The following is a 17,818-nucleotide window of genomic DNA, read 5'->3' as shown; positions in this document are numbered from 1 at the left end:
CAAAGGAGAACAGGGAACAGATGTCCAAGAAGATACCATTTTTACAGATGTTTTCCATGCTGACCAATTGGCCGGAGCTGGCTCAGGCGGCATCCGGATGGCTGATTCTTTCTGCCGCCATTGACAAAGCCACACGCAGCGCCCGGGTTGCGCTGGAGGGGGCGGAGGGCGCCGGGGGCAACCTGCTCCTCCAAATCGAGCAGGCGCTGGCAAAGGCTTATGGATTAAGCTCTGTAAAGCTAGATTGCCAGGCAGAAGAACCCAAGCCTGCTGAACAGAAGGCAGCCCAGCCTACCTTTGCTCCGACGCCTGAAATGGACGCTTTTGCCCGAACGGAGGCCATCCGGCAGGAGGCGCTGCGGAAGCTGAAGCAGGGCAGGCCGAAGGAGAGCAGAAAGGCCGCCGGCGGCGGTAAGGGAAAACAGCTCTATGGGCAGCACCCCATTAAAAAGGACCCAATTCCCATGGGGGATGTAGAGTTGGACATGGGTACGGTGGTGGTCGAGGGGGATGTGTTTGCGGTTGACCACCGGGAGCTGAAAAAGCGGGGCGCGTGGGTAGTCTGTTTTGACATCACCGACTATACCGGATCGGTCCGTATTTCAAAATTTTTCCCCGGCGACGAGGGCAAGGGGATTGTAGAGGGCGTCAAAAAAGGACAGCATTTGCTGATCCAGGGAAAGCTGAATATCGACCGATTTACCGGCGATATGGTGCTTGAGCCCTTTGCCATTATGGAGGCGCAGAAGGCGCAGAAGATGGATGATGCCCCGGAGAAACGGGTGGAACTCCACCTGCATACCACCATGTCCGCGATGGACGCCCTCACCCAGGTAAGCCCGAAGGCGGGGCCGGAAAAGAACGTAGTCAAGCGGGCGGAGGCTTGGGGACATCGGGCTATTGCCATTACGGACCACGGCGTGGCCCAGGCCTTCCCAGACGCATGGCATTCGGCTAAAAAAATCAAAGTTCTCTACGGTGTAGAGGCCTACTATATCAATGATGTGGACGACCGCGTGGTAGTCCATGGTGAAAAGGAGCAAGACTTTACAGGTGAGATCGTCTGCTTTGATATTGAGACCACCGGGCTGGATAAGCGCAGGGACTCGATTACAGAGATCGGCGCGGTGGTCTTGCGCAACGGAGAGGTGGCGGAGCAGTTCTCCACCTTTGCCAATCCCGGGCGCCCTCTTTCGCGGGAAATCGTGGATTTGACCGGCATTACAGATGAGATGCTCAAGGACGCCCCTTCCCAAGAGGAGGCGCTGAACGCCTTCCTGGACTTTGTGGGGGAGCGCCCCCTGGCCGCCCATAATGCGGAGTTCGATATGGGATTTCTGGCGGAGGGCTGCAGTCGAATGGGCCGGCCCTTTCACAATACCTCAATTGACACTCTGATCCTGGCGCAGAATCTGCTGCCTGAGCTGGGCAAGTACAAACTGGATATTGTAGCAGCCCACCTGAATCTGCCGGCCTTCAACCACCACCGGGCATATGATGACGCAGCCACGGTGGGATATATGCTGGGCCCCTTTTTCAAGATGCTGGAGGATCGGGGCATACATACGCTCCAGGCAATCAACCCTGCAATGACGAAGCTGAGAAGCGGCGGAAAGGCGCGCCGCCAGCCCAAGCACCTGATTGTGCTGGCCAAAAATCAGCTTGGGCTGCGGAATTTGTATCAGCTGATTTCGCTGGCGCACTTGGAGCACTTTAAGCGCTATCCCATTATGCCGAAGAGCGTCATCAACCAGCACCGTGAGGGGCTGATTTTAGGTTCTGCCTGTGAAGCAGGCGAGCTTTACGAAGCCGTTGTGAAGCGAAAAGATTTCAACGAGCTCAAGCGTATCGCCTCCTGGTACGACTTTTTGGAGATACAGCCCCTGTGCAACAATGCCTTTATGCTGCGTAAGGGAATGGTCCGGAGTGAGGAGGAAATCCGGGACTTCAACCGCACCATTGTGGAGCTGGGCCATGCCTTGGACAAGCCCGTCTGCGCCACAGGGGATGTGCATTTTCTGGACCCGGAGGATGAAATCTACCGCCATGTGCTGCTCGCCTCCAAAGGGTTTGAGGATGCGGATTCCTCCCTGCCCATCTATTTCAAAACCACTGCTGAGATGTTGAAAGAGTTTGCCTACCTGGGGAAGGAGGAGGCCTACAATGTAGTGGTCCGCAATACCAACCTGGTGGCGGACTGGTGCGAGAATGTGGTGCCGCTGCCCCAGGGGCTTTTTGCGCCGAAGCTGGAGGACTCCGCCGGGGAACTCAACCGCCTGGTATGGGGGAAGGCAAAAGCCCTTTACGGTGAGGAACCGCCTCAGATTGTGGTGGACCGGATCAATGCGGAGCTGGGAGACATTATTAAATGTAAGTACGATGTCATCTACATGTCGGCCCAAAAGCTGGTGCAGGACTCCCTGAATCACAGCTATTTGGTGGGCTCCCGCGGCTCGGTGGGCTCCTCGCTGGTGGCCTTTATGTCAGGCATTACCGAGGTCAATTCTCTGCCGCCCCATTACCGCTGTCCCAAATGCAAGCATTCGGATTTTCAAATTGCCAAGGAATTGGGCGTGGGCTGCGGGGCGGATATGCCGGATGCGCTCTGTCCGGTCTGCGGCGCCCACTATGAAAAGGACGGCTTCAACATTCCGTTTGAGACCTTTCTGGGATTCGGCGGAGACAAGGTACCCGATATTGACCTGAACTTCTCCGGAGAGTATCAGGCCAATGCCCACCGCTATACCTTTGAGCTCTTCGGCCAGACCCACGTGTTTCGTGCCGGTACTATCGGAACAGTGGCAGAAAAGACCGCCTTTGGCTATGTAAAGAAATATATGGAGGAGCGGGGCAGAACAGTCAGCCGGGCGGAGGAGAACCGGCTGGCCCAAGGGTGTACCGGTGTGAAGCGAACCACAGGTCAGCATCCGGGCGGCATGGTGGTCATCCCCCAAAACCGGGAAATCTATGATTTCTGCCCGGTACAGCACCCTGCGGACGACGCGGGCAGCGACATCATCACAACCCATTTCGAATATCATTCCATGGAATCCAACCTGCTGAAGCTGGATATGCTGGGGCACGATGATCCCACCATGATCCGTATGCTGGAGGACCTGACGGGGGTGAATGCGCGTACGGATATCCCGTTGGACGACAAGGATACCATGAGCATCTTTACCTCTTCTGAGGTGCTGGGCTTTGTGGACGATCCTGTTCTGGGGCCTACCGGCGCCGTGGCCATCCCGGAATTTGGGACCTCCTTTGTCCGCGGAATGCTGGTAGATACCCAGCCCCACGAGTTTGATATCTTAGTGCGCCTGTCCGGTTTTTCGCACGGCACCGATGTGTGGCTGGGCAACGCTAAGGAACTGATCGTCAATCAGGGCATCCCGGTTGGGCAGGCGATCGGCTGCCGTGACGATATTATGCTTTTCCTGATTTCTTGCGGGATGCCGGAAAAGCGTTCCTTTAAAATCATGGAGTCGGTCCGAAAGGGGCGCGGTCTGCCGGACGGCGCGGAGGAGGAGATGATTGCCGCCGGAGTGCCTGACTGGTATATCGGCTCCTGCAAGAAGATCAAATACCTGTTTCCCAAGGCCCATGCGGTTGCTTACGTGATGATGGCCTTTCGGATTGCTTGGTTTAAGGTGCACCGGCCGCTGGCTTTTTATGCCGCCTACTTTTCCATCCGTGCCAAGGCCTTTGACGCCACCTGCATGTGCATGGGGATGGATGTGTGCAAAGCCAAGATGAAGGAGATCCGCAGCAAGGAGAATGCCACCGCAGTGGAGGAGGATATGCTGGTCACCTTAGAGGTGGTCTACGAGTTCTATCTGCGGGGGTTTACCTTCCATCATGTGGACCTCTATCACTCCCACGCCATTCATTTTTTAATGGATGAGGAGGCGAATGCGCTTCTGCCGCCCTTTTCTTCTATTCCCGGTCTGGGGGAGACGGCGGCGTGGTCCATTACGGAGCAGCGGGAGGGAAAACGGTTTATCTCCATTGAGGAATTTTCCGCAGCCTGTCCCAAAGTTTCCAAAACCCATATTGAGCAGCTGAAGGCGGCGGGCGCGCTGGACGGAATGCCGGACACCAGCCAGATTACCCTGTTTTAGCGGCAATAATATTGAAAAATAGAACCATCCGTGATATGCTGAAATGGAACTTAAATATATAAGGAGTGACAAGAATGCTGGAGCGCAATGTGTCAAAACTGATTAATGAGCAGATCAACAAGGAGTTTTATTCCGCCTATCTGTATCTAGACTTTTCCGTGTACTATGAGGAGAACGGCCTGGACGGCTTTGCAAATTGGTACAAAGTGCAGGCACAGGAGGAGCGGGACCACGCCATGCTGATGTTGCAGTATTTGCAGAATAATGGCGAGAAAGTTGTGCTGAAGGCCGTTGACAAGCCGGATAAGGAGCTGGGCGACAAGCTGCAGGTGCTCAAATACGGCCTAGAGCACGAGCAGTATGTAACGAGCCTGATCCACGCGATCTATGACGCGGCTTACAGCGTGAAGGACTTCCGCACCATGCAGTTTTTGGACTGGTTTGTCAAGGAGCAGGGTGAGGAGGAAAAGAACGCCGAGGATCTGATCAAAAAGATGGAGCTCTTCGGTGATGACGCCAAGGGACTGTATATGCTGAACAGCGAGTTGGCTTCACGGGTATATGCTGCACCCTCTCTGGTGCTTTGAGCTTTTATAATTGAACGAAAAAGAGCGGGTGCACTCCCGCTCTTTTTCGCTTTTCTGCAGTTGACAAGGAAGTATGGATATAGTATATTAACGTGGTAAAGTGTTAAAGCGAAGCGGGGGGTTTTCTTGAACTATACCATTCACACACCGGAAGGGACCCGAGACCGGATGTTTGCGGAGTGTCGAAACCGACGGCAGATCCAAAACGCACTTACTGCGCTGTTTCAGACAAGGGGATTTGCGGAGATATCCACTCCGGAAGTGGAATTTTACGACCTATTTATCCAATCCGGGAATCCGATCCCACAGGAGTCGATGCTGAAGATCATAGACCGCTCCGGCAAAATCATGGTCATGCGCCCCGACTGCACCACACCCATCGCCCGGGTGGCAGCTACCAGACTCAAGACGGTTCCCATGCCTCTGCGCCTCTATTATAACGAGACCGTATTCCGCTCCGGTGCGGCCCACACAGGCGGCTCCAGTGAAATTGCCCAGTGCGGTGTCGAACTGCTGGGGGCCGGGGACAGGGAGGCTGATCTGGAGGTCATCTCCTTGGCGGTGGAGGCTTTGAAAAAGATTTCTCCCGATGCCGGACATATTGAGCTGGGCCATGCAGGACTGTTCAAAGCCCTCACCGATGAGCTGGAGATCGACGCGGGGGGCGCGGAGCAGCTGCGCCGCCTGATTGAGGGCAAGCACTTTGCCGCCCTGGAGGACCTGCTTCGGCCTTATGAGGGAAAGCGGGCCTATCAGCTGCTCACCCGTCTGCCAAACCTGTTTGGTGGGACTGAGGTTCTGGAAGAGGCCGAGGCGCTGGTGGGACCGAGGACGGAGCTGTCCTACCTGCGGGACCTCTACCAGGTGCTGGAGCAGGCGGGCTATGGCTCCTTTGTCCAATTTGACCTAGGGCTGGTGCACCAGATTGACTACTACACCGGCGTGGTATTCCGCGGCTATGCCCAGGGCGCGGGCGCCCCGGTGCTCTCCGGCGGGCGGTACGATCATCTGCTGGGCGCCTTCGGTCGGCCGGCGCCCGCCATTGGCTTTGCCATTGATGTGGACGCAGTGGCGGCTCGCCAGAGTGCGGAGAAGCGGGAGGGCCGCCTGCGGATCGCCCTGACCAAGGGCCGTCTGCAGGACAAGACTGTGCAGCTGCTGGAGCGGGTGGGGCTTGACTGTACGCCCATTAAAAATCCAGGCCGGCGGCTGGTCCATGCTCTACCCAATTACCCGCTGGACGCGGTGCTGGCCAAGGCACCGGATGTCATCACCTATGTGGAGCACGGGGTGTGCGACCTGGGTGTGGTGGGGAAGGACACCATCCTGGAGCAGGGGAGCCCCTTCTATGAAGTGCTGGACCTGGGCTTTGGGGCATGCCGTTTCGCCTTGGCAGTCAAGGAAGGGAGCGACTTTTACGGCACTTACAAGACCCGTCGCATCGCCACCAAATATCCCAACGTAGCGCGCCGCTTTTTCGCAGAAAAGGGCATGGATGTGGAGATTATCAAGATCGAGGGCAGCGTGGAGCTGGCCCCCATCCTGGATTTGGCGGACGCCATCGTGGATATTGTGGAGACCGGGGCCACGCTGAAGGAAAACGGCCTGGTGCCCATTGAGGATGTGGCGCCGGTTTCCGCCCGGCTGGTGGTAAATACGGCGGCCATGAAGCTGAAAAAGAATGAAATCCTTGACTTTATCGGAAAATGCCAGCGTGGCTTGGAGGAAAACATATGATCCAGATTGTCATTGCCGACGGCCGGGCTGAACGCGTGGTGATTTCCGCCATGCGGGCGCGGGCCGCGCAGGCCAATCAGGCCATTGACCGCTCTGTGGCTGAGATACTGGACACTGTAAAGGAAAAGGGCTTTGAAGCGGTTCGCGGGTACTCGCTGCGCTTTGACCGCGCCGAACCCCGGGAAATCTCCCAGGCAGAGCTGGAGGAGGCCTATGCGGCCTGTCCGCCGGAACTGATTACGGCCATGGAACGTGCGGCGGCTAATATCCGGGATTACAACCAGCGGCTTTTGGTGAAGAGCGATGAGTGGAGATCTCCAGACGGCGGCGTAGTGGGTCGGTTGGTGCGCGGCCTCTCCCGGGTAGGTGTTTATGTGCCTGGCGGTACGGCCGCCTACCCCTCGTCGGTGCTGATGAACGCGGTGCCCGCCAGGGTGGCCGGGGTAGAGGAAATCATCATGGTGACCCCGCCCACGGAAAACCTGAACCAGGCGGTGCTGGCGGCGGCAAGGATCGCGGGGGTGGACCGCTGCCTTGCGGTGGGCGGAGCCCAGGCGGTGGCCGCCCTGACCTATGGTGCGGGTTTTATTCCCAAGGTGGACAAATTGGTGGGGCCCGGAAACGCCTATGTGGCGGCGGCTAAGCGGATGGCCTACGGGACCCTGGACATTGATATGGTGGCCGGGCCCTCAGAGGTGCTGGTGATTGCCGACGAGTCCGCGGACCCCAAATATGTGGCTGCAGACCTGCTCAGCCAGGCGGAGCACGACACGCTGGCCTCTGCGGTGCTGCTTACCACCAGCGAGGCCCTGGCGCGGGCCGTGGACAAGGAGATCATCCGCCAGACCGGCTACCTCAGCCGCAGCGCGATCATGGAGCAGTCCCTGCGGGACTTCGGCTGTGCCATTGTGTGCCGGGATCTGGAGCAGGCGGCGGAGCTGGCCAATGAGATTGCGCCGGAGCACCTGGAAATTGTCACAAAAGATCCCCGTGCCCTGCTGCCGGCCATCAAAAACGCGGGCGCAGTATTCCTGGGCGCATGGTCTCCGGAACCGCTGGGTGACTATCTGGCCGGGCCTGATCATGTGCTGCCTACCTCAGGCACTGCGCGGTTTTTCTCACCCCTTTCGGTGGACAGCTTTTTAAAGACCATGAGCGTTATCGAATACGACCAGGACAGCCTGGCGCCAATCCGCGCTCAGATCATCGCCCTGGCGGAGGCGGAGCATCTGACCGCCCACGCCAATTCCATCCGTGTGCGCTTTGAGGAGGAGAAAGCATGAAGGTTCCCATTGTAAAAGCGGGCGAAAGGCCGCGGGCATACATTATCAGCCGCAAGACCAAGGAGACGGAGATCAGCCTGAACCTGTCTCTGGACGGGGGAGAGGTGAAGGTGTCCACCGGGATCGGCTTCTTTGACCATATGCTGACCGCCCTGGCCTTCTATGGGGGCTTTGGTCTGGAGCTGACCGCGAAGGGCGACCTGCATGTAGACGGTCACCACACAGTGGAGGACGTCGGCATTGTCCTGGGTCAAGCCATCTCTCAGGCGCTGGGGGACCGGAAGGGCGTCTGCCGCTTTGCCTCCGCCTATATCCCCATGGACGAGGCGCTCTGCTTCACCGCCCTGGACCTCTCCAACCGGCCGTTCCTGGTCTTTGACGCGGCCATGCCCCAGGAGCGCATCGGGGATTACGACGCCTGCCTGACCGAAGAGTTTATGCGGGCCCTGGCGGTCAACAGCGGGATGACCCTCCATATGAAGGCCCTTTACGGAAATAATGCCCACCACATAACCGAGGCCCTGTTTAAATCTCTGGGTGTGGCGCTCAAACACGCGGTGAAGGTGGAGGGGGATGGCGTGGTCTCCACCAAAGGAGTGCTGTGAGGATGGATCACTTTACAGCAATTGTGGATTACGGAGTGGGCAATTTGATGAGCGTTACCAACGCCATGCGCTATCTGGGACTGGCCACCTGTATCACCAGCGATCCGGCAGAGCTGGAGCGGGCGGAGGCCATCATCCTGCCCGGCGTAGGCGCTTTCCCTGACGCGGCGGAACGCCTGCGGGGCCCTGGCCTGGATCAGGTGTTGACAGCGCAGGCGCAAAAAAAGCCGGTTCTGGGCATCTGTCTGGGGATGCAGCTGCTCTTCGACTGTGGGAATGAGGTACGGGATTGTAAAGGGCTTGGACTTGTCCATGGGGCGGTCAGGCGGATTCAAACCGGAGAAAAGATGCCTCATATCGGGTGGAACAGCCTGCACCTGCAAAATGCCTCTCCGCTGTTCCGTGGGCTGGACGAGGAGTGCTATGTCTACTTCGTCCACTCCTACTGCGGCGTGGCGGAGCAGGAGGCTGATGTGATTGCACGCACGGATTACGGTGTGTCCATCGTGGCGGCGGTGCAGCACGGAAATGTCTACGGCTGTCAGTTCCACCCGGAAAAGAGCGGTGAAGTCGGCCTGCAGATTTTGAAGAATTTTGGGGAGTTGAACCGATGATACTTTTACCGGCGATTGATATGAAGGACGGCTGCTGCGTTCGTCTGAAAAAGGGGGACTTTGCCACGGTTCACCAGGTGGCCAACAGCGCTTTGGAGACAGCAAAGCGATTTGCGGACGCAGGGGCCAGTTGGGTGCATATGGTAGATTTGGACGGCGCCCGGGATGGAATTCGGCAGAACTTTCCCTTTATCTATGAGGTAATCCAGGACTCCGGCCTCCAGGTTGAGCTGGGCGGCGGCATAAAAAACGAGTTGGACGTGATCACCGTGGGTGGTGCCGGGGTGAGCCGCATGGTCATTGGCTCCGCTGCGGTTTCCAGACCGGATCTGGTCGCCTATGCGCTTGAGCAATACGGCGCGGATCGGGTCTCGGTGGGGATTGACTGCCTGAATGGCAGCGTGCGCACCTCTGGCTGGGAACAGGATTCCGGGCTGGACTGTCTGGAGTTTGCCGCCCATATGGAGCAAATAGGCGTCAGGACAATTATCTTTACAGATATTGCGGCGGATGGCATGCTCTCCGGTCCGTCCTACCGCCAGCTGGATGCGCTGCAGAAGGTGGTCTCTTGTAAGCTTGTGGCCAGCGGCGGGGTGACGACCCTGGACGATGTGAAGCGCCTGCGGGATATGGGCATTTATGGAGCCATCATCGGCAAGGCCTATTATGCGGGCACGCTGGACCTGGCCCAGGCGGTCCGGGAGGCCGGACCACAGGAATAAAAATTCCGGAAATTCCGTGACGGCATAGCGGGAACACGCACCCTGCTCAGACGGGCAGGAGTGCCTTGGGGGGAATTTCATGTTGGCAAAACGCATTATTCCGTGTCTGGATGTAAAAGACGGGCGGGTCGTAAAGGGCGTCAATTTTGTGAATATCCGGGATGCTGGCGACCCGGTGGAGCTGGCCAGATTTTACTCCGACCAGGGTGCGGATGAGATTGTGTTTTTGGATATCACCGCCACCAGCGATAACCGCGCCACGGTGGCCGATGTGGTGGCGCGCACCGCAGAGCAGGTGTTTGTTCCGCTGACCGTGGGGGGCGGCATTCGGACGCTGGAGGATTTCCGGCAGCTGCTGCGGGCAGGGGCGGATAAGATTTCCGTCAACTCCGCCGCTGTGGCCGACCCCACGCTGATCTCCCGCGCGGCGGAGCGCTTTGGCTCCCAGTGTGTCGTCCTAGCAACGGATGGCCGCAGGCGCACTGACGGTTCCTGGGAGGTGGTTGTGGCCGGGGGCAGAAAGCCGACCGGAATAGATCTGCTGGAGTGGGTCAGGCAGGGGGAGCGCCTAGGCGCGGGCGAGATTCTTCTCACCTCCATGGACGCTGACGGAACCAGAGCGGGCTTTGATCTGTCCATGACCAGAGCGGTAACGGAAGCGGTGGGGATCCCGGTGATCGCCTCCGGAGGCTGCGGCAGCTTGGAGCACTTTGAGGAGGTCTTTGTGGAGACCGGCTGTGATGCGGCTTTGGCGGCCTCTCTGTTCCATTTCGGAGAGCTGACGGTTCCGCAGGTAAAGGATTATCTGCGCAGCAAAAAAATACCGGTGAGGTGAGAAATATGGACTTTGATCTGGCGCAGCTGTTCCAAAAGGCGGAACTGATTCCAGTGATCATTCAGGATTCAGATACTCTGGAAGTGCTCATGCTGGGCTTTACCAACCGGGAAGCGGTGGAGCGTACCCTCCGGACAAAGACCGCCTGGTTTTGGAGCCGCAGCCGGCAAAAGCTCTGGAACAAGGGGGAGAGTTCCGGCCACTTCCTGCATGTGAAAAAAGTAGTGACCGACTGCGACACGGACACGCTGCTCTATCTCTGCAAGCCGGACGGTCCCACCTGCCACACCGGGCGGCGCAGCTGCTTTTTTCAACCAATTTGGGAGGAATCAATATGAATGATAACATCCTGTGCGAACTCTATCAGGTGGTCCTGGACCGCAGAAGTAATCCCCAGGAGGGCTCCTATACCTGCTACCTCTTTGATAAGGGGCTGGACAAAATCCTGAAAAAGGTGGGCGAGGAGTGCGCGGAGACCATCATTGCCGCCAAGAACGGGATTGCAGAGGATACGGTGGGAGAGATCTCCGACCTTCTGTACCACCTAATGGTGCTGATGGCCGACCAGGCGATCCCCCTGGATGCGGTGCTGGCGGAATTGGACCGACGCAGTCAAAAGATCGGTAATTTGAAACAGATGAAAACCGTGGATCACGAGTCCTGAAAAAGAAAGCCGTCCGGCGGAATTCCGCCGGACGGCTTTCTTTTAAGAGGGCGATTGAAGCGACTCCGGGCGGGTCAGCCAAGGTGTCTGCGCATAGGTGACAAAGATGGTGTACAGTCGGGACAGGGTATCCCATACCGCCATATCCATGACACCGCTCTCTTCCGCGCCGTTGAGCCGCTGGATGCGGCGGATGTTGCGCTGAGTGGTTTCATCCAGCACACCGTTTACCTCATTGGGTTCGATCTGCTCCAAAATATTGGACATGGACTGAAACATGGATTGAATGATATTGATGTGGACGTTGGGCTGCCAAGGCTCAATGGTGTAGTCGCGGTTTGGGAAGCCGGTGGCGGGGCGTGGAGCACGCAGGCTCTGAAGTACCTGCCGGTAGAGCGCGGCAATGGCGTTCCATGTAGCGTTGTTCACCTGGCCGGTAACCGGCGGGAAAAACTCTCTCTGGAAGATCATGACCGCCTCCAAGGTGCGCTCCCCAAACAGGCCGTCCGGGGTTAAGCGGGGAATGATCGGGTAGCGAAAAGAGATGGTGCGCAGCATGGTCTGTAGGCTGAGCACGGGGTTTCCGGTGAAATCAGTCTGCCGCATCAAGTGGTGCCTCCTCTCGTATCACTGTCTCCCAGAGAAAGTGTCTGGCCTGGGAATTGTGTTAAGCTGGTAGCCTCACCGGGCGGGAGCTGTGGGCGGTACTCCTCTGGGATGACGTTGCTGTAGGCGGCTGTAGCATCTGTGATGCCGGCGTAGATTCGATAGAGTGCCTGCCAAGTGGGTTCATCCATCACACCGGTCTCGGACAGGCCGGCCAGGCGCTGCAGGGCGATGACCGCATTGCGCGTGGCGGGGCCGAATACGCCGTCTACAGCGACACGTGGGATATTGTTGTAAAATTCGGATACCACGGCCAGCAGATACTGGATCACTCTGACACCCTCGCCGGTGTCCCCCTCAGAAAGGGAATCCGGAGTATTGTAGTTGACTCGGTAAAAGGTCTGCCCTTGACTGATCAGTTCGGCCAGGTCTAGAATGCCTACATAGAGATATACCATCTTATACCAGGTGGCGTTTCCCACAATCCCATCCGGGGTCAGGTTGAAAATCTGCTGGAAGCGGCGCACTGACTGTTCGGTGCTCTCCCCAAATATACCGTCCACCGGCCAGATCTTGGGGATGGCAGGGTAGTCTCCGGAGATGCGGTTGAGCATCGCCTGCATCTGCACCACGCTTGCCCCGGTGCTGCCGCGCCGAAGGGGAGTACCGGGATAGGATATCTGGACCTTCATAACCGGCGCATTGGTCACCAGCTCAATGTCATCCCCATAATAATTGCGTAAAATCTGAATGGAATTGTAGCCTTGCTCTGCCAGCGCCTGACTACCCCACTGGGACAGGCCGTCGCAGGTAGAAGTGGTGCCGTTGCAGAATTTAGCGGAGAGTGGTTCTATAAACCCGGTGCGGCGGATGTAGGTGTTAAAAATTTCATCCACTATTTGGCTTATATTTTCAAAAACATTTCGCCCTTTGATGAACTTCTGATCATAGGCAGTGCTGGCAGTAATCTGGAAGGGATACCCCCGGCTGGGGTAGAATTCAGTGTATACCCGGTTCAGTGCAAATGAAATAATGGCTAGAATATTGGCTCGGATTGCAGATGGCTCCCAGGTGGGATAAATTTCACTGGAGGCCACATTCTTAATATAGTCTGGAAAAGAGACCGTGACATTTTCCGCATCGGCGTCAGGCGTTCCCATATGGACGGTAATGTACTGCGGAATATATGGCGTAACGATGGGCGGCATATGAAGTCCCTCCCTATAGATTCTGCGGTGTGATCTGTACGATCTCAGTGCGCACCGAGGGGGAGACCTGCTCCGGGAGGGGGATCAATTCCAAATCCTGTATGGTGGCCCGGTCCGGAAAGACCTGTACATCCTCAATGCGCAGCATTTCAAAGCCGGGCTCTTCTACCCATATATCCACCGAGGCAAATGGCACCGCTCCGCCCGGTTCCAATCCGGCGGACATATCGGGAGTCTGTACTTCTACCGGGGCGGTTTTTCCGCTTTCATCCGAGACACGCGTTGCCAGCAGGGTGTAGCGGCCGTCGGGGAGTTTCTGGGTAAATGCCACGGTGGCACCCGGAATTGGAATCTGGGCATTTGAGATATAGACCCGCGTAAGAATGGTTCCGTTTGAGGCCAAATTACATTCCTCCTTTTCTCTTCTACTCTATGTGGCTGGAATCAGGCCCGTTCCGCTCCGGTTGAGGATTTTACCCCGGGGGTGGGAGGGATTTCGCGGAGCACGGCGTTGACATCCAGGCCGGAATCGGTTAAACTAAACTTGAAAGTCTGTGCTTAGGATGAGGCGTGAGATAATGAGAAAACAAAAAGTTTCCACTGCTGTAATTCGCCGGCTGCCCCGCTATTACCGGCATTTGAATGACCTCCACCTGGCCGGAGTAGAACGAATTTCCTCCAACGCCTTGGGAGAATCCATGGGCCTGACCGCTTCCCAGATCAGGCAGGATTTGTCCTGCTTCGGAGAATTCGGCCAGCAGGGCTATGGCTATAATGTGGAGAAGCTGCGGGGCGAAATTTCCGATATTTTGGGCATGGATCGGGGACATACCGCAGTGATACTGGGCGCCGGAAATCTGGGGCGGGCGCTGATGGAAAACTTCCATTTTGATCGGAACGGCGTAAGGCTCTCCGCGGCGTTTGATATAGCGCCTGAGTTGGTCGGCTGCAGCCTTTCCGGCGTGCCGGTTTACCACGTAGACCAGCTGGACAGCTACCTGCGGGACCACCGGACCAGCATCGGTGTGCTGACCGTGCCGCGCGGGGTGGCCAATCAGATTGCTGCGCGCCTGATTACCGGCGGGGTGAAAGGAATCTGGAATTTTACGAACATTGAGTTGAATGTCAGCAGCCCTGAGGTTATTATTGAGGACGTACATTTTGCCGACAGCCTGCTGGCACTGAGCTATATGATTTCGGAGGAGACATGAGAAGGGCAGTCGTTTTATTGCTGGCGGCCGTGCTCGCCGCTGGATCGGCAGGCGTGTACGCAGCTGGCGGGTCGGCCTCTGACCCGCTGATCTCGCTGGACTATCTGGAGCAAACCTATACCCCGGAAGTGATCAAGCAGGCGCAGGACAAAATTGACAGCGGATTAGATGGAATTTATCAGACGGCTCTGTCTGACTTAAAGGCAAAGCATAACGCTTATCTCACCCAGGCAGGGAGGAAGGGAGGAAACGGCAGCTCGGCGCTGACAGATCAGCGTTACAAGCGGGGCGATGTGATCTCTCTGAGCACCGGCTCCGGCGTTATGCTGCTGGCAGGAAGCGCATCCGCCGGCTATACCTCCTCAGGGGCGGTCATTGATGTGACATTAGGGCAAACTTTAGACCAGGGCACGGCTCTGTCAGCCCGTCATCGCTATCTGGTGGCAGAGAATACCACGGCTGCCATTACAGTAACGTCAGACACGGCGGTCATCAGCACCGAGGGGGCGTTTACGCTCTCCCCCAGCAGCACGACTGATTACAACGCTCTGGCCGAGGCGCTCATGGACATGGGTCTGTTCCGGGGCAGCGATATCGGATACGGCTCTGGGTATAATTTGGAGGCAGTGCCCACACGGATCGAAGGCCTGGTTATGTTTCTGCGCCTGATTGGAGAAGAGCCGGCCGCGTTGGCCTACACAGGAGAAAATCCGTTTGTGGACACACCCGCCTGGTGTGAGCGCTATACCGCCTATGCCTATGCCAAAGGGTATACCAAGGGAGTTGGGACAAGTGCCTCCGGGCAGATGTATTTTGGAACCAGCACAGTGATGTCCGCGGGAGAATATATGACCTTTCTTCTGCGGGCGCTCGGCTACAGCGACAGCGGCGCAAGCCCGGACTTTTCATGGTCCAATGCGGTCAGCCGCAGTGTAGAGTTGGGGGTGCTCAACACGGCGGAGCAAAAACAGTTCTCTCAGTCGCCCTTCCTGCGGGCCCAGGTGGTTTATGCCTCTTATTTTGCCCTTTCCGCTCCGCGTAAGGCGGGTGGCACCATGCTCTCTGGATTAACGGCTTCCGGGGCTTTGGATGCGACAAAGGTGAACAGCGTTATGCCGGGTGTATCTGTGGCCCGTATGAGCTAAGTGATACAAAAATCCGGCGCTCTTAAGAGCGCCGGATTTTTATTTTGGGAGTGCGCGTGATTCTGCACCAAACCAACCGGCCGGCATAGGATAAAACGAGACCGGACAGGAGGGCGGCGACGCCGCCGACCTGCAGATGGTTTCCACTTCAAACCAGGAGGTACTTCATATGGGTTGTAACAACGGTTGTGGCTTTGGCGGCGGCGGCTGCCTGTGGATCATTCTGATTATTATCATCATTTGCTGCTGCTGCGGCGGGAGCTGGGGTGGTTCCGGCTGCGGTTGTGGCTGTGGCTGCAACAATGGCTGCGGCTGCAATAACGGCTGCGGCTGCTGAATCAGGTCCCCGGCGGTTCTACGGCCAGATTACAGAGTGCGGCGGAGCAAATTGCTCCGCCGCACTTTCCGTTGCTGCGATTAGGACTGCTTTTCCTGGGCCGACACTTTGGAGAGGGGGAAAGTGACCACGGCGGCAAAGAGGTCAGCCACTACCTCGACGCGGAAGGCGCCGCCGCAGGCTTCGGTAAAGGTGCGGGCAATGGACAGACCCAGACCGCTGCCGCCGTCCGTGCGGCTCTCATCGCCCCGGACAAAACGGGCGGTAAAATCAATCCCATCGGGCAGCTCATCTTTTGATGTGTTCTGCACCCGAACCACGGCTGAGTTCTCCTGAACCGACAGAGAGAGGTAGACCCGTGATCCATCCAGGGAGTATTGCAGGGCGTTTTGTATCAGGTTCTGGAACACACGGTAGAGCCGGTCGCCGTCCGCTTGAATCAGCACCGGCTGGTCCGGCAGCTGGGGGCGAAAGGTAAGGCGGCTGGCCTCAATGGCCTCCGCCATGTCCGCCATCGTCTGCCGCAGCAGTTTGGCCAGGTCCAGGGTCTCCAGGTGAACCGGCAGATTGCCGGAGGCGGCCTTGCTCACCTCAAACACCTCCTGCACCATGATTTTCAGGCGCTCGGCTTTCTCATTCAAAATCCTGATATAGTCCTGAACATGCCGGGGCAGACCAGACTCCTGACTGAGCAGCTCTGCATAGCTGATGATAGAGGTAAGAGGGGTCTTCAAATCGTGGGAGACATTGGCGATCAATTCTACTTTCATTCGCTCGCTTCGTGTCTGCTCCTCCAGCGCCGAGCGTATGCCCGACTCGATGTCTCCCAGGGCCTCCGCCGCCTGACGCAGGTCAGAGTCTTCGGGCAGGGAGGAGGCCTGATCCAGCGCTCCGGCATGGACTGCGTCAATCCGATCCAGAAGAACGCCCAGGTCGGCGGCAGACTGCTTGCTCCGGCGCAGGAGCAGAACCTGGACGGCAATCAGGGCCACTCCCCCCAGACAGCAGAGGAACAGAAGCACTGTGAGACCACTGTAGTAGTAGAAGTATCCGCCGAACAGGGTAAGCGCCGCAAACAGGGCGGCGGCAATGATGAAGGGGAGGGCGGAAACAAACTGCCAGACAGCCCTTCGGGCCAGCCGGCGCTGGACAGGGTAGCGCAGCTCTCCGGTGCGGAACAGCTGCACACAGGCAGAGCAGAAATTATGGGTAAAACACCGCCTGCCGTTGTAGCGCAGGTCGTTGACGACCAGATAGCTCCCCCACAGCGCGGCAGGGGGCAGCAGAAGATAGGTGGAGAGCGGGCGCTCCAGCCCAAAGAAAACAAAGCTGAAGCACAGGAAAAAGGCTCCGAATATGGATAACCCCAGAGGAATGAGCAGCAGAAGCTTGATTTCCAGCCAAATGCGACCGGTGACCGAGGCGATCGCCTGGTCAGCAAGGGCCTTGTCCCGGCGGCGGACCACATAGACGGCAAGGCAGATCAGCCCGGCGATGGGAAAGATGGCCAGCAGCGAGAGAGCGGTACGTGCCCTGTACAGACCTTCCACCAGCTGGTACAGAGGATCGTAGCCCGCATCCCAGTAGACGGGCTCCCGGGCGGCCGCGATACACACGGTAACCCTGCCCGCTGCAGAGCGGTCTGTAGAGGGGGTAGGGGTCGCCGCCGCCTGTGTCGATGCGTGATTGCCGTAGCCATAGAGGGTGTCCTCAGCCGTAAGGTTGTGGTATCCAGGGACGAACCAGTCGTTTTCCTCCGGACGGTAGTAGCCGTCGCCGTATATGTCCAGGGCCTCGCCGTCTTTTTCAACGGTCACCTTTTCACCGTCAAAGTAGAGGCGGAAATTAAAGCCCTCGGGCAGAGCGCCGGACGGGGAGAGCTCGTGTGTATTGGAAAAAAGCACCTTGCCGTCCCGACAGACCTGGTAGAGCAGGTTTTTTCCATCAAAAAAATGCGTTTCATCCCAGTCGCCACGCTGAGCGGTTTGCCGCAGGCTCTGCAGCTGATCGGTTATTTGCGTCTGAAAAGCAGCTGTATCCTGATAGTCGCGCTTCAGCGCGTCCAGCGCGCTGCCCCAGTAGTCATGCGCCGCGCCGTACCCAGCCAGAAGGCCGCTGAGCACCAGGAGGCTTACTCCCAGTA

The 17,818-nt window shown here is 57.6% G+C and carries 17 protein-coding genes; 13 read left to right on the top strand and 4 right to left on the bottom strand.

Features of this window, described 5'->3' with window-relative positions:
- Positions 1–20: 20 nt before the first annotated feature.
- The 10 genes from H9Q75_RS02485 to hisE all read left to right on the top strand — a co-directional run bounded on the left by H9Q75_RS02485 (position 21) and on the right by hisE (position 11,168).
- A complete protein-coding gene (locus H9Q75_RS02485; RefSeq protein WP_186564576.1) occupies positions 21–4,121 on the top strand; it encodes a PolC-type DNA polymerase III in 4,101 nt (1,366 codons plus the stop codon).
- A gap of 74 nt (positions 4,122–4,195) precedes the next feature.
- A complete protein-coding gene (locus tag H9Q75_RS02480) occupies positions 4,196–4,708 on the top strand; it encodes a ferritin (RefSeq protein WP_186564575.1) in 513 nt (170 codons plus the stop codon).
- Between the two features lie 126 nt (positions 4,709–4,834).
- Positions 4,835–6,445 carry an ATP phosphoribosyltransferase regulatory subunit gene (gene hisZ, locus H9Q75_RS12755; protein ID WP_186564574.1) on the top strand — a complete coding sequence of 537 codons (1,611 nt, stop codon included), beginning with the start codon at positions 4,835–4,837 and terminating at the stop codon, positions 6,443–6,445.
- Positions 6,442–7,728, top strand: coding sequence for a histidinol dehydrogenase (gene hisD / locus H9Q75_RS02470; protein WP_186564573.1), 1,287 nt, complete (start codon positions 6,442–6,444; stop codon positions 7,726–7,728). Before hisZ ends, hisD begins: the two co-directional genes overlap by 4 nt.
- Entirely contained in the window at positions 7,725–8,333 is a 609-nt protein-coding gene (gene hisB, locus H9Q75_RS02465) for an imidazoleglycerol-phosphate dehydratase HisB (RefSeq protein WP_186564572.1), read from the top strand. The genes hisD and hisB overlap by 4 nt, the downstream gene beginning before the upstream one ends.
- Positions 8,334–8,335: 2 nt before the next feature.
- The gene (hisH, locus tag H9Q75_RS02460; protein WP_186564571.1) at positions 8,336–8,947 is read left to right on the top strand and encodes an imidazole glycerol phosphate synthase subunit HisH; all 612 of its coding nucleotides are present in this window, start codon (positions 8,336–8,338) and stop codon (positions 8,945–8,947) included.
- Positions 8,944–9,669, top strand: coding sequence for a 1-(5-phosphoribosyl)-5-[(5-phosphoribosylamino)methylideneamino]imidazole-4-carboxamide isomerase (gene hisA / locus H9Q75_RS02455; protein ID WP_186564570.1), 726 nt, complete (start codon positions 8,944–8,946; stop codon positions 9,667–9,669). Before hisH ends, hisA begins: the two co-directional genes overlap by 4 nt.
- A 79-nt stretch (positions 9,670–9,748) precedes the next feature.
- A complete protein-coding gene (gene hisF, locus H9Q75_RS02450; protein ID WP_186564569.1) occupies positions 9,749–10,504 on the top strand; it encodes an imidazole glycerol phosphate synthase subunit HisF in 756 nt (251 codons plus the stop codon).
- 5 nt (positions 10,505–10,509) lie between these two features.
- Positions 10,510–10,842: a phosphoribosyl-AMP cyclohydrolase gene (hisI, locus tag H9Q75_RS02445; RefSeq protein ID WP_186564568.1), complete on the top strand. Its 333-nt coding sequence runs from the start codon at positions 10,510–10,512 to the stop codon at positions 10,840–10,842.
- On the top strand, positions 10,839–11,168 hold the full coding sequence (gene hisE / locus H9Q75_RS02440) for a phosphoribosyl-ATP diphosphatase (protein WP_186564567.1): 330 nt from the start codon (positions 10,839–10,841) through the stop codon (positions 11,166–11,168). The genes hisI and hisE overlap by 4 nt, the downstream gene beginning before the upstream one ends.
- Positions 11,169–11,210: 42 nt before the next feature.
- On the opposite strand, the gene H9Q75_RS02435 is transcribed toward hisE, so the two are convergent.
- From H9Q75_RS02435 to H9Q75_RS02425, 3 genes are read right to left on the bottom strand one after another with little or no spacing between them, the layout of a single operon-like run.
- Positions 11,211–11,774 carry a peptidoglycan-binding domain-containing protein gene (locus H9Q75_RS02435; protein WP_186564566.1) on the bottom strand — a complete coding sequence of 188 codons (564 nt, stop codon included), beginning with the start codon at positions 11,772–11,774 and terminating at the stop codon, positions 11,211–11,213.
- Positions 11,774–12,982 (bottom strand): peptidoglycan-binding protein, encoded by a 1,209-nt coding sequence (locus H9Q75_RS02430; RefSeq protein ID WP_186564565.1) that lies wholly within the window; start codon positions 12,980–12,982, stop codon positions 11,774–11,776. Before H9Q75_RS02430 ends, H9Q75_RS02435 begins: the two co-directional genes overlap by 1 nt.
- Before the next feature lie 13 nt (positions 12,983–12,995).
- Complete coding sequence (locus H9Q75_RS02425; protein WP_186564564.1) at positions 12,996–13,385, bottom strand: spore cortex-lytic protein; 390 nt, start codon at positions 13,383–13,385, stop codon at positions 12,996–12,998.
- Between the two features lie 175 nt (positions 13,386–13,560).
- Here H9Q75_RS02425 and H9Q75_RS02420 point away from each other — a divergent pair, with 175 nt between their 5' ends.
- From H9Q75_RS02420 to H9Q75_RS02410, 3 genes are all read left to right on the top strand, one after another.
- Complete coding sequence (locus H9Q75_RS02420) at positions 13,561–14,193, top strand: redox-sensing transcriptional repressor Rex (protein ID WP_186564563.1); 633 nt, start codon at positions 13,561–13,563, stop codon at positions 14,191–14,193.
- The gene (locus H9Q75_RS02415) at positions 14,190–15,338 is read left to right on the top strand and encodes a hypothetical protein (protein WP_186564562.1); all 1,149 of its coding nucleotides are present in this window, start codon (positions 14,190–14,192) and stop codon (positions 15,336–15,338) included. The genes H9Q75_RS02420 and H9Q75_RS02415 overlap by 4 nt, the downstream gene beginning before the upstream one ends.
- Before the next feature lie 169 nt (positions 15,339–15,507).
- Complete coding sequence (locus tag H9Q75_RS02410) at positions 15,508–15,675, top strand: hypothetical protein (RefSeq protein ID WP_186564561.1); 168 nt, start codon at positions 15,508–15,510, stop codon at positions 15,673–15,675.
- Between the two features lie 80 nt (positions 15,676–15,755).
- On the opposite strand, the gene H9Q75_RS02405 is transcribed toward H9Q75_RS02410, so the two are convergent.
- Positions 15,756–17,798, bottom strand: a complete 2,043-nt coding sequence (locus H9Q75_RS02405; RefSeq protein WP_341480882.1) for a sensor histidine kinase — start codon at positions 17,796–17,798, stop codon at positions 15,756–15,758.
- Positions 17,799–17,818: the final 20 nt, after the last annotated feature.

The organism is Lawsonibacter celer (genome assembly GCF_014281125.1).
Classification (GTDB): domain Bacteria; phylum Bacillota; class Clostridia; order Oscillospirales; family Oscillospiraceae; genus Lawsonibacter_B; species Lawsonibacter_B celer.
Note: the sequence above shows the minus strand (reverse complement) of the source record. Positions and strands in the feature narration are given on the sequence as shown.

Bases quoted from the DNA above. Each gene is read 5' to 3' on its own strand.
- hisF (WP_186564569.1), top strand. From the start codon at position 9,749: ATGTTGGCAAAACGCATTATTCCGTGTCTGGATGTAAAAGACGGGCGG.
- H9Q75_RS02420 (WP_186564563.1), top strand. From the start codon at position 13,561: ATGAGAAAACAAAAAGTTTCCACTGCTGTAATTCGCCGGCTGCCCCGC.
- H9Q75_RS02410 (WP_186564561.1), top strand. From the start codon at position 15,508: ATGGGTTGTAACAACGGTTGTGGCTTTGGCGGCGGCGGCTGCCTGTGG.
- H9Q75_RS02480 (WP_186564575.1), top strand. From the start codon at position 4,196: ATGCTGGAGCGCAATGTGTCAAAACTGATTAATGAGCAGATCAACAAG.
- hisD (WP_186564573.1), top strand. From the start codon at position 6,442: ATGATCCAGATTGTCATTGCCGACGGCCGGGCTGAACGCGTGGTGATT.
- H9Q75_RS02430 (WP_186564565.1), bottom strand. From the start codon at position 12,982: ATGCCGCCCATCGTTACGCCATATATTCCGCAGTACATTACCGTCCAT.
- hisA (WP_186564570.1), top strand. From the start codon at position 8,944: ATGATACTTTTACCGGCGATTGATATGAAGGACGGCTGCTGCGTTCGT.
- H9Q75_RS02435 (WP_186564566.1), bottom strand. From the start codon at position 11,774: ATGCGGCAGACTGATTTCACCGGAAACCCCGTGCTCAGCCTACAGACC.
- hisH (WP_186564571.1), top strand. From the start codon at position 8,336: ATGGATCACTTTACAGCAATTGTGGATTACGGAGTGGGCAATTTGATG.
- hisI (WP_186564568.1), top strand. From the start codon at position 10,510: ATGGACTTTGATCTGGCGCAGCTGTTCCAAAAGGCGGAACTGATTCCA.
- H9Q75_RS02485 (WP_186564576.1), top strand. From the start codon at position 21: ATGTCCAAGAAGATACCATTTTTACAGATGTTTTCCATGCTGACCAAT.
- hisE (WP_186564567.1), top strand. From the start codon at position 10,839: ATGAATGATAACATCCTGTGCGAACTCTATCAGGTGGTCCTGGACCGC.
- hisB (WP_186564572.1), top strand. From the start codon at position 7,725: ATGAAGGTTCCCATTGTAAAAGCGGGCGAAAGGCCGCGGGCATACATT.
- H9Q75_RS02415 (WP_186564562.1), top strand. From the start codon at position 14,190: ATGAGAAGGGCAGTCGTTTTATTGCTGGCGGCCGTGCTCGCCGCTGGA.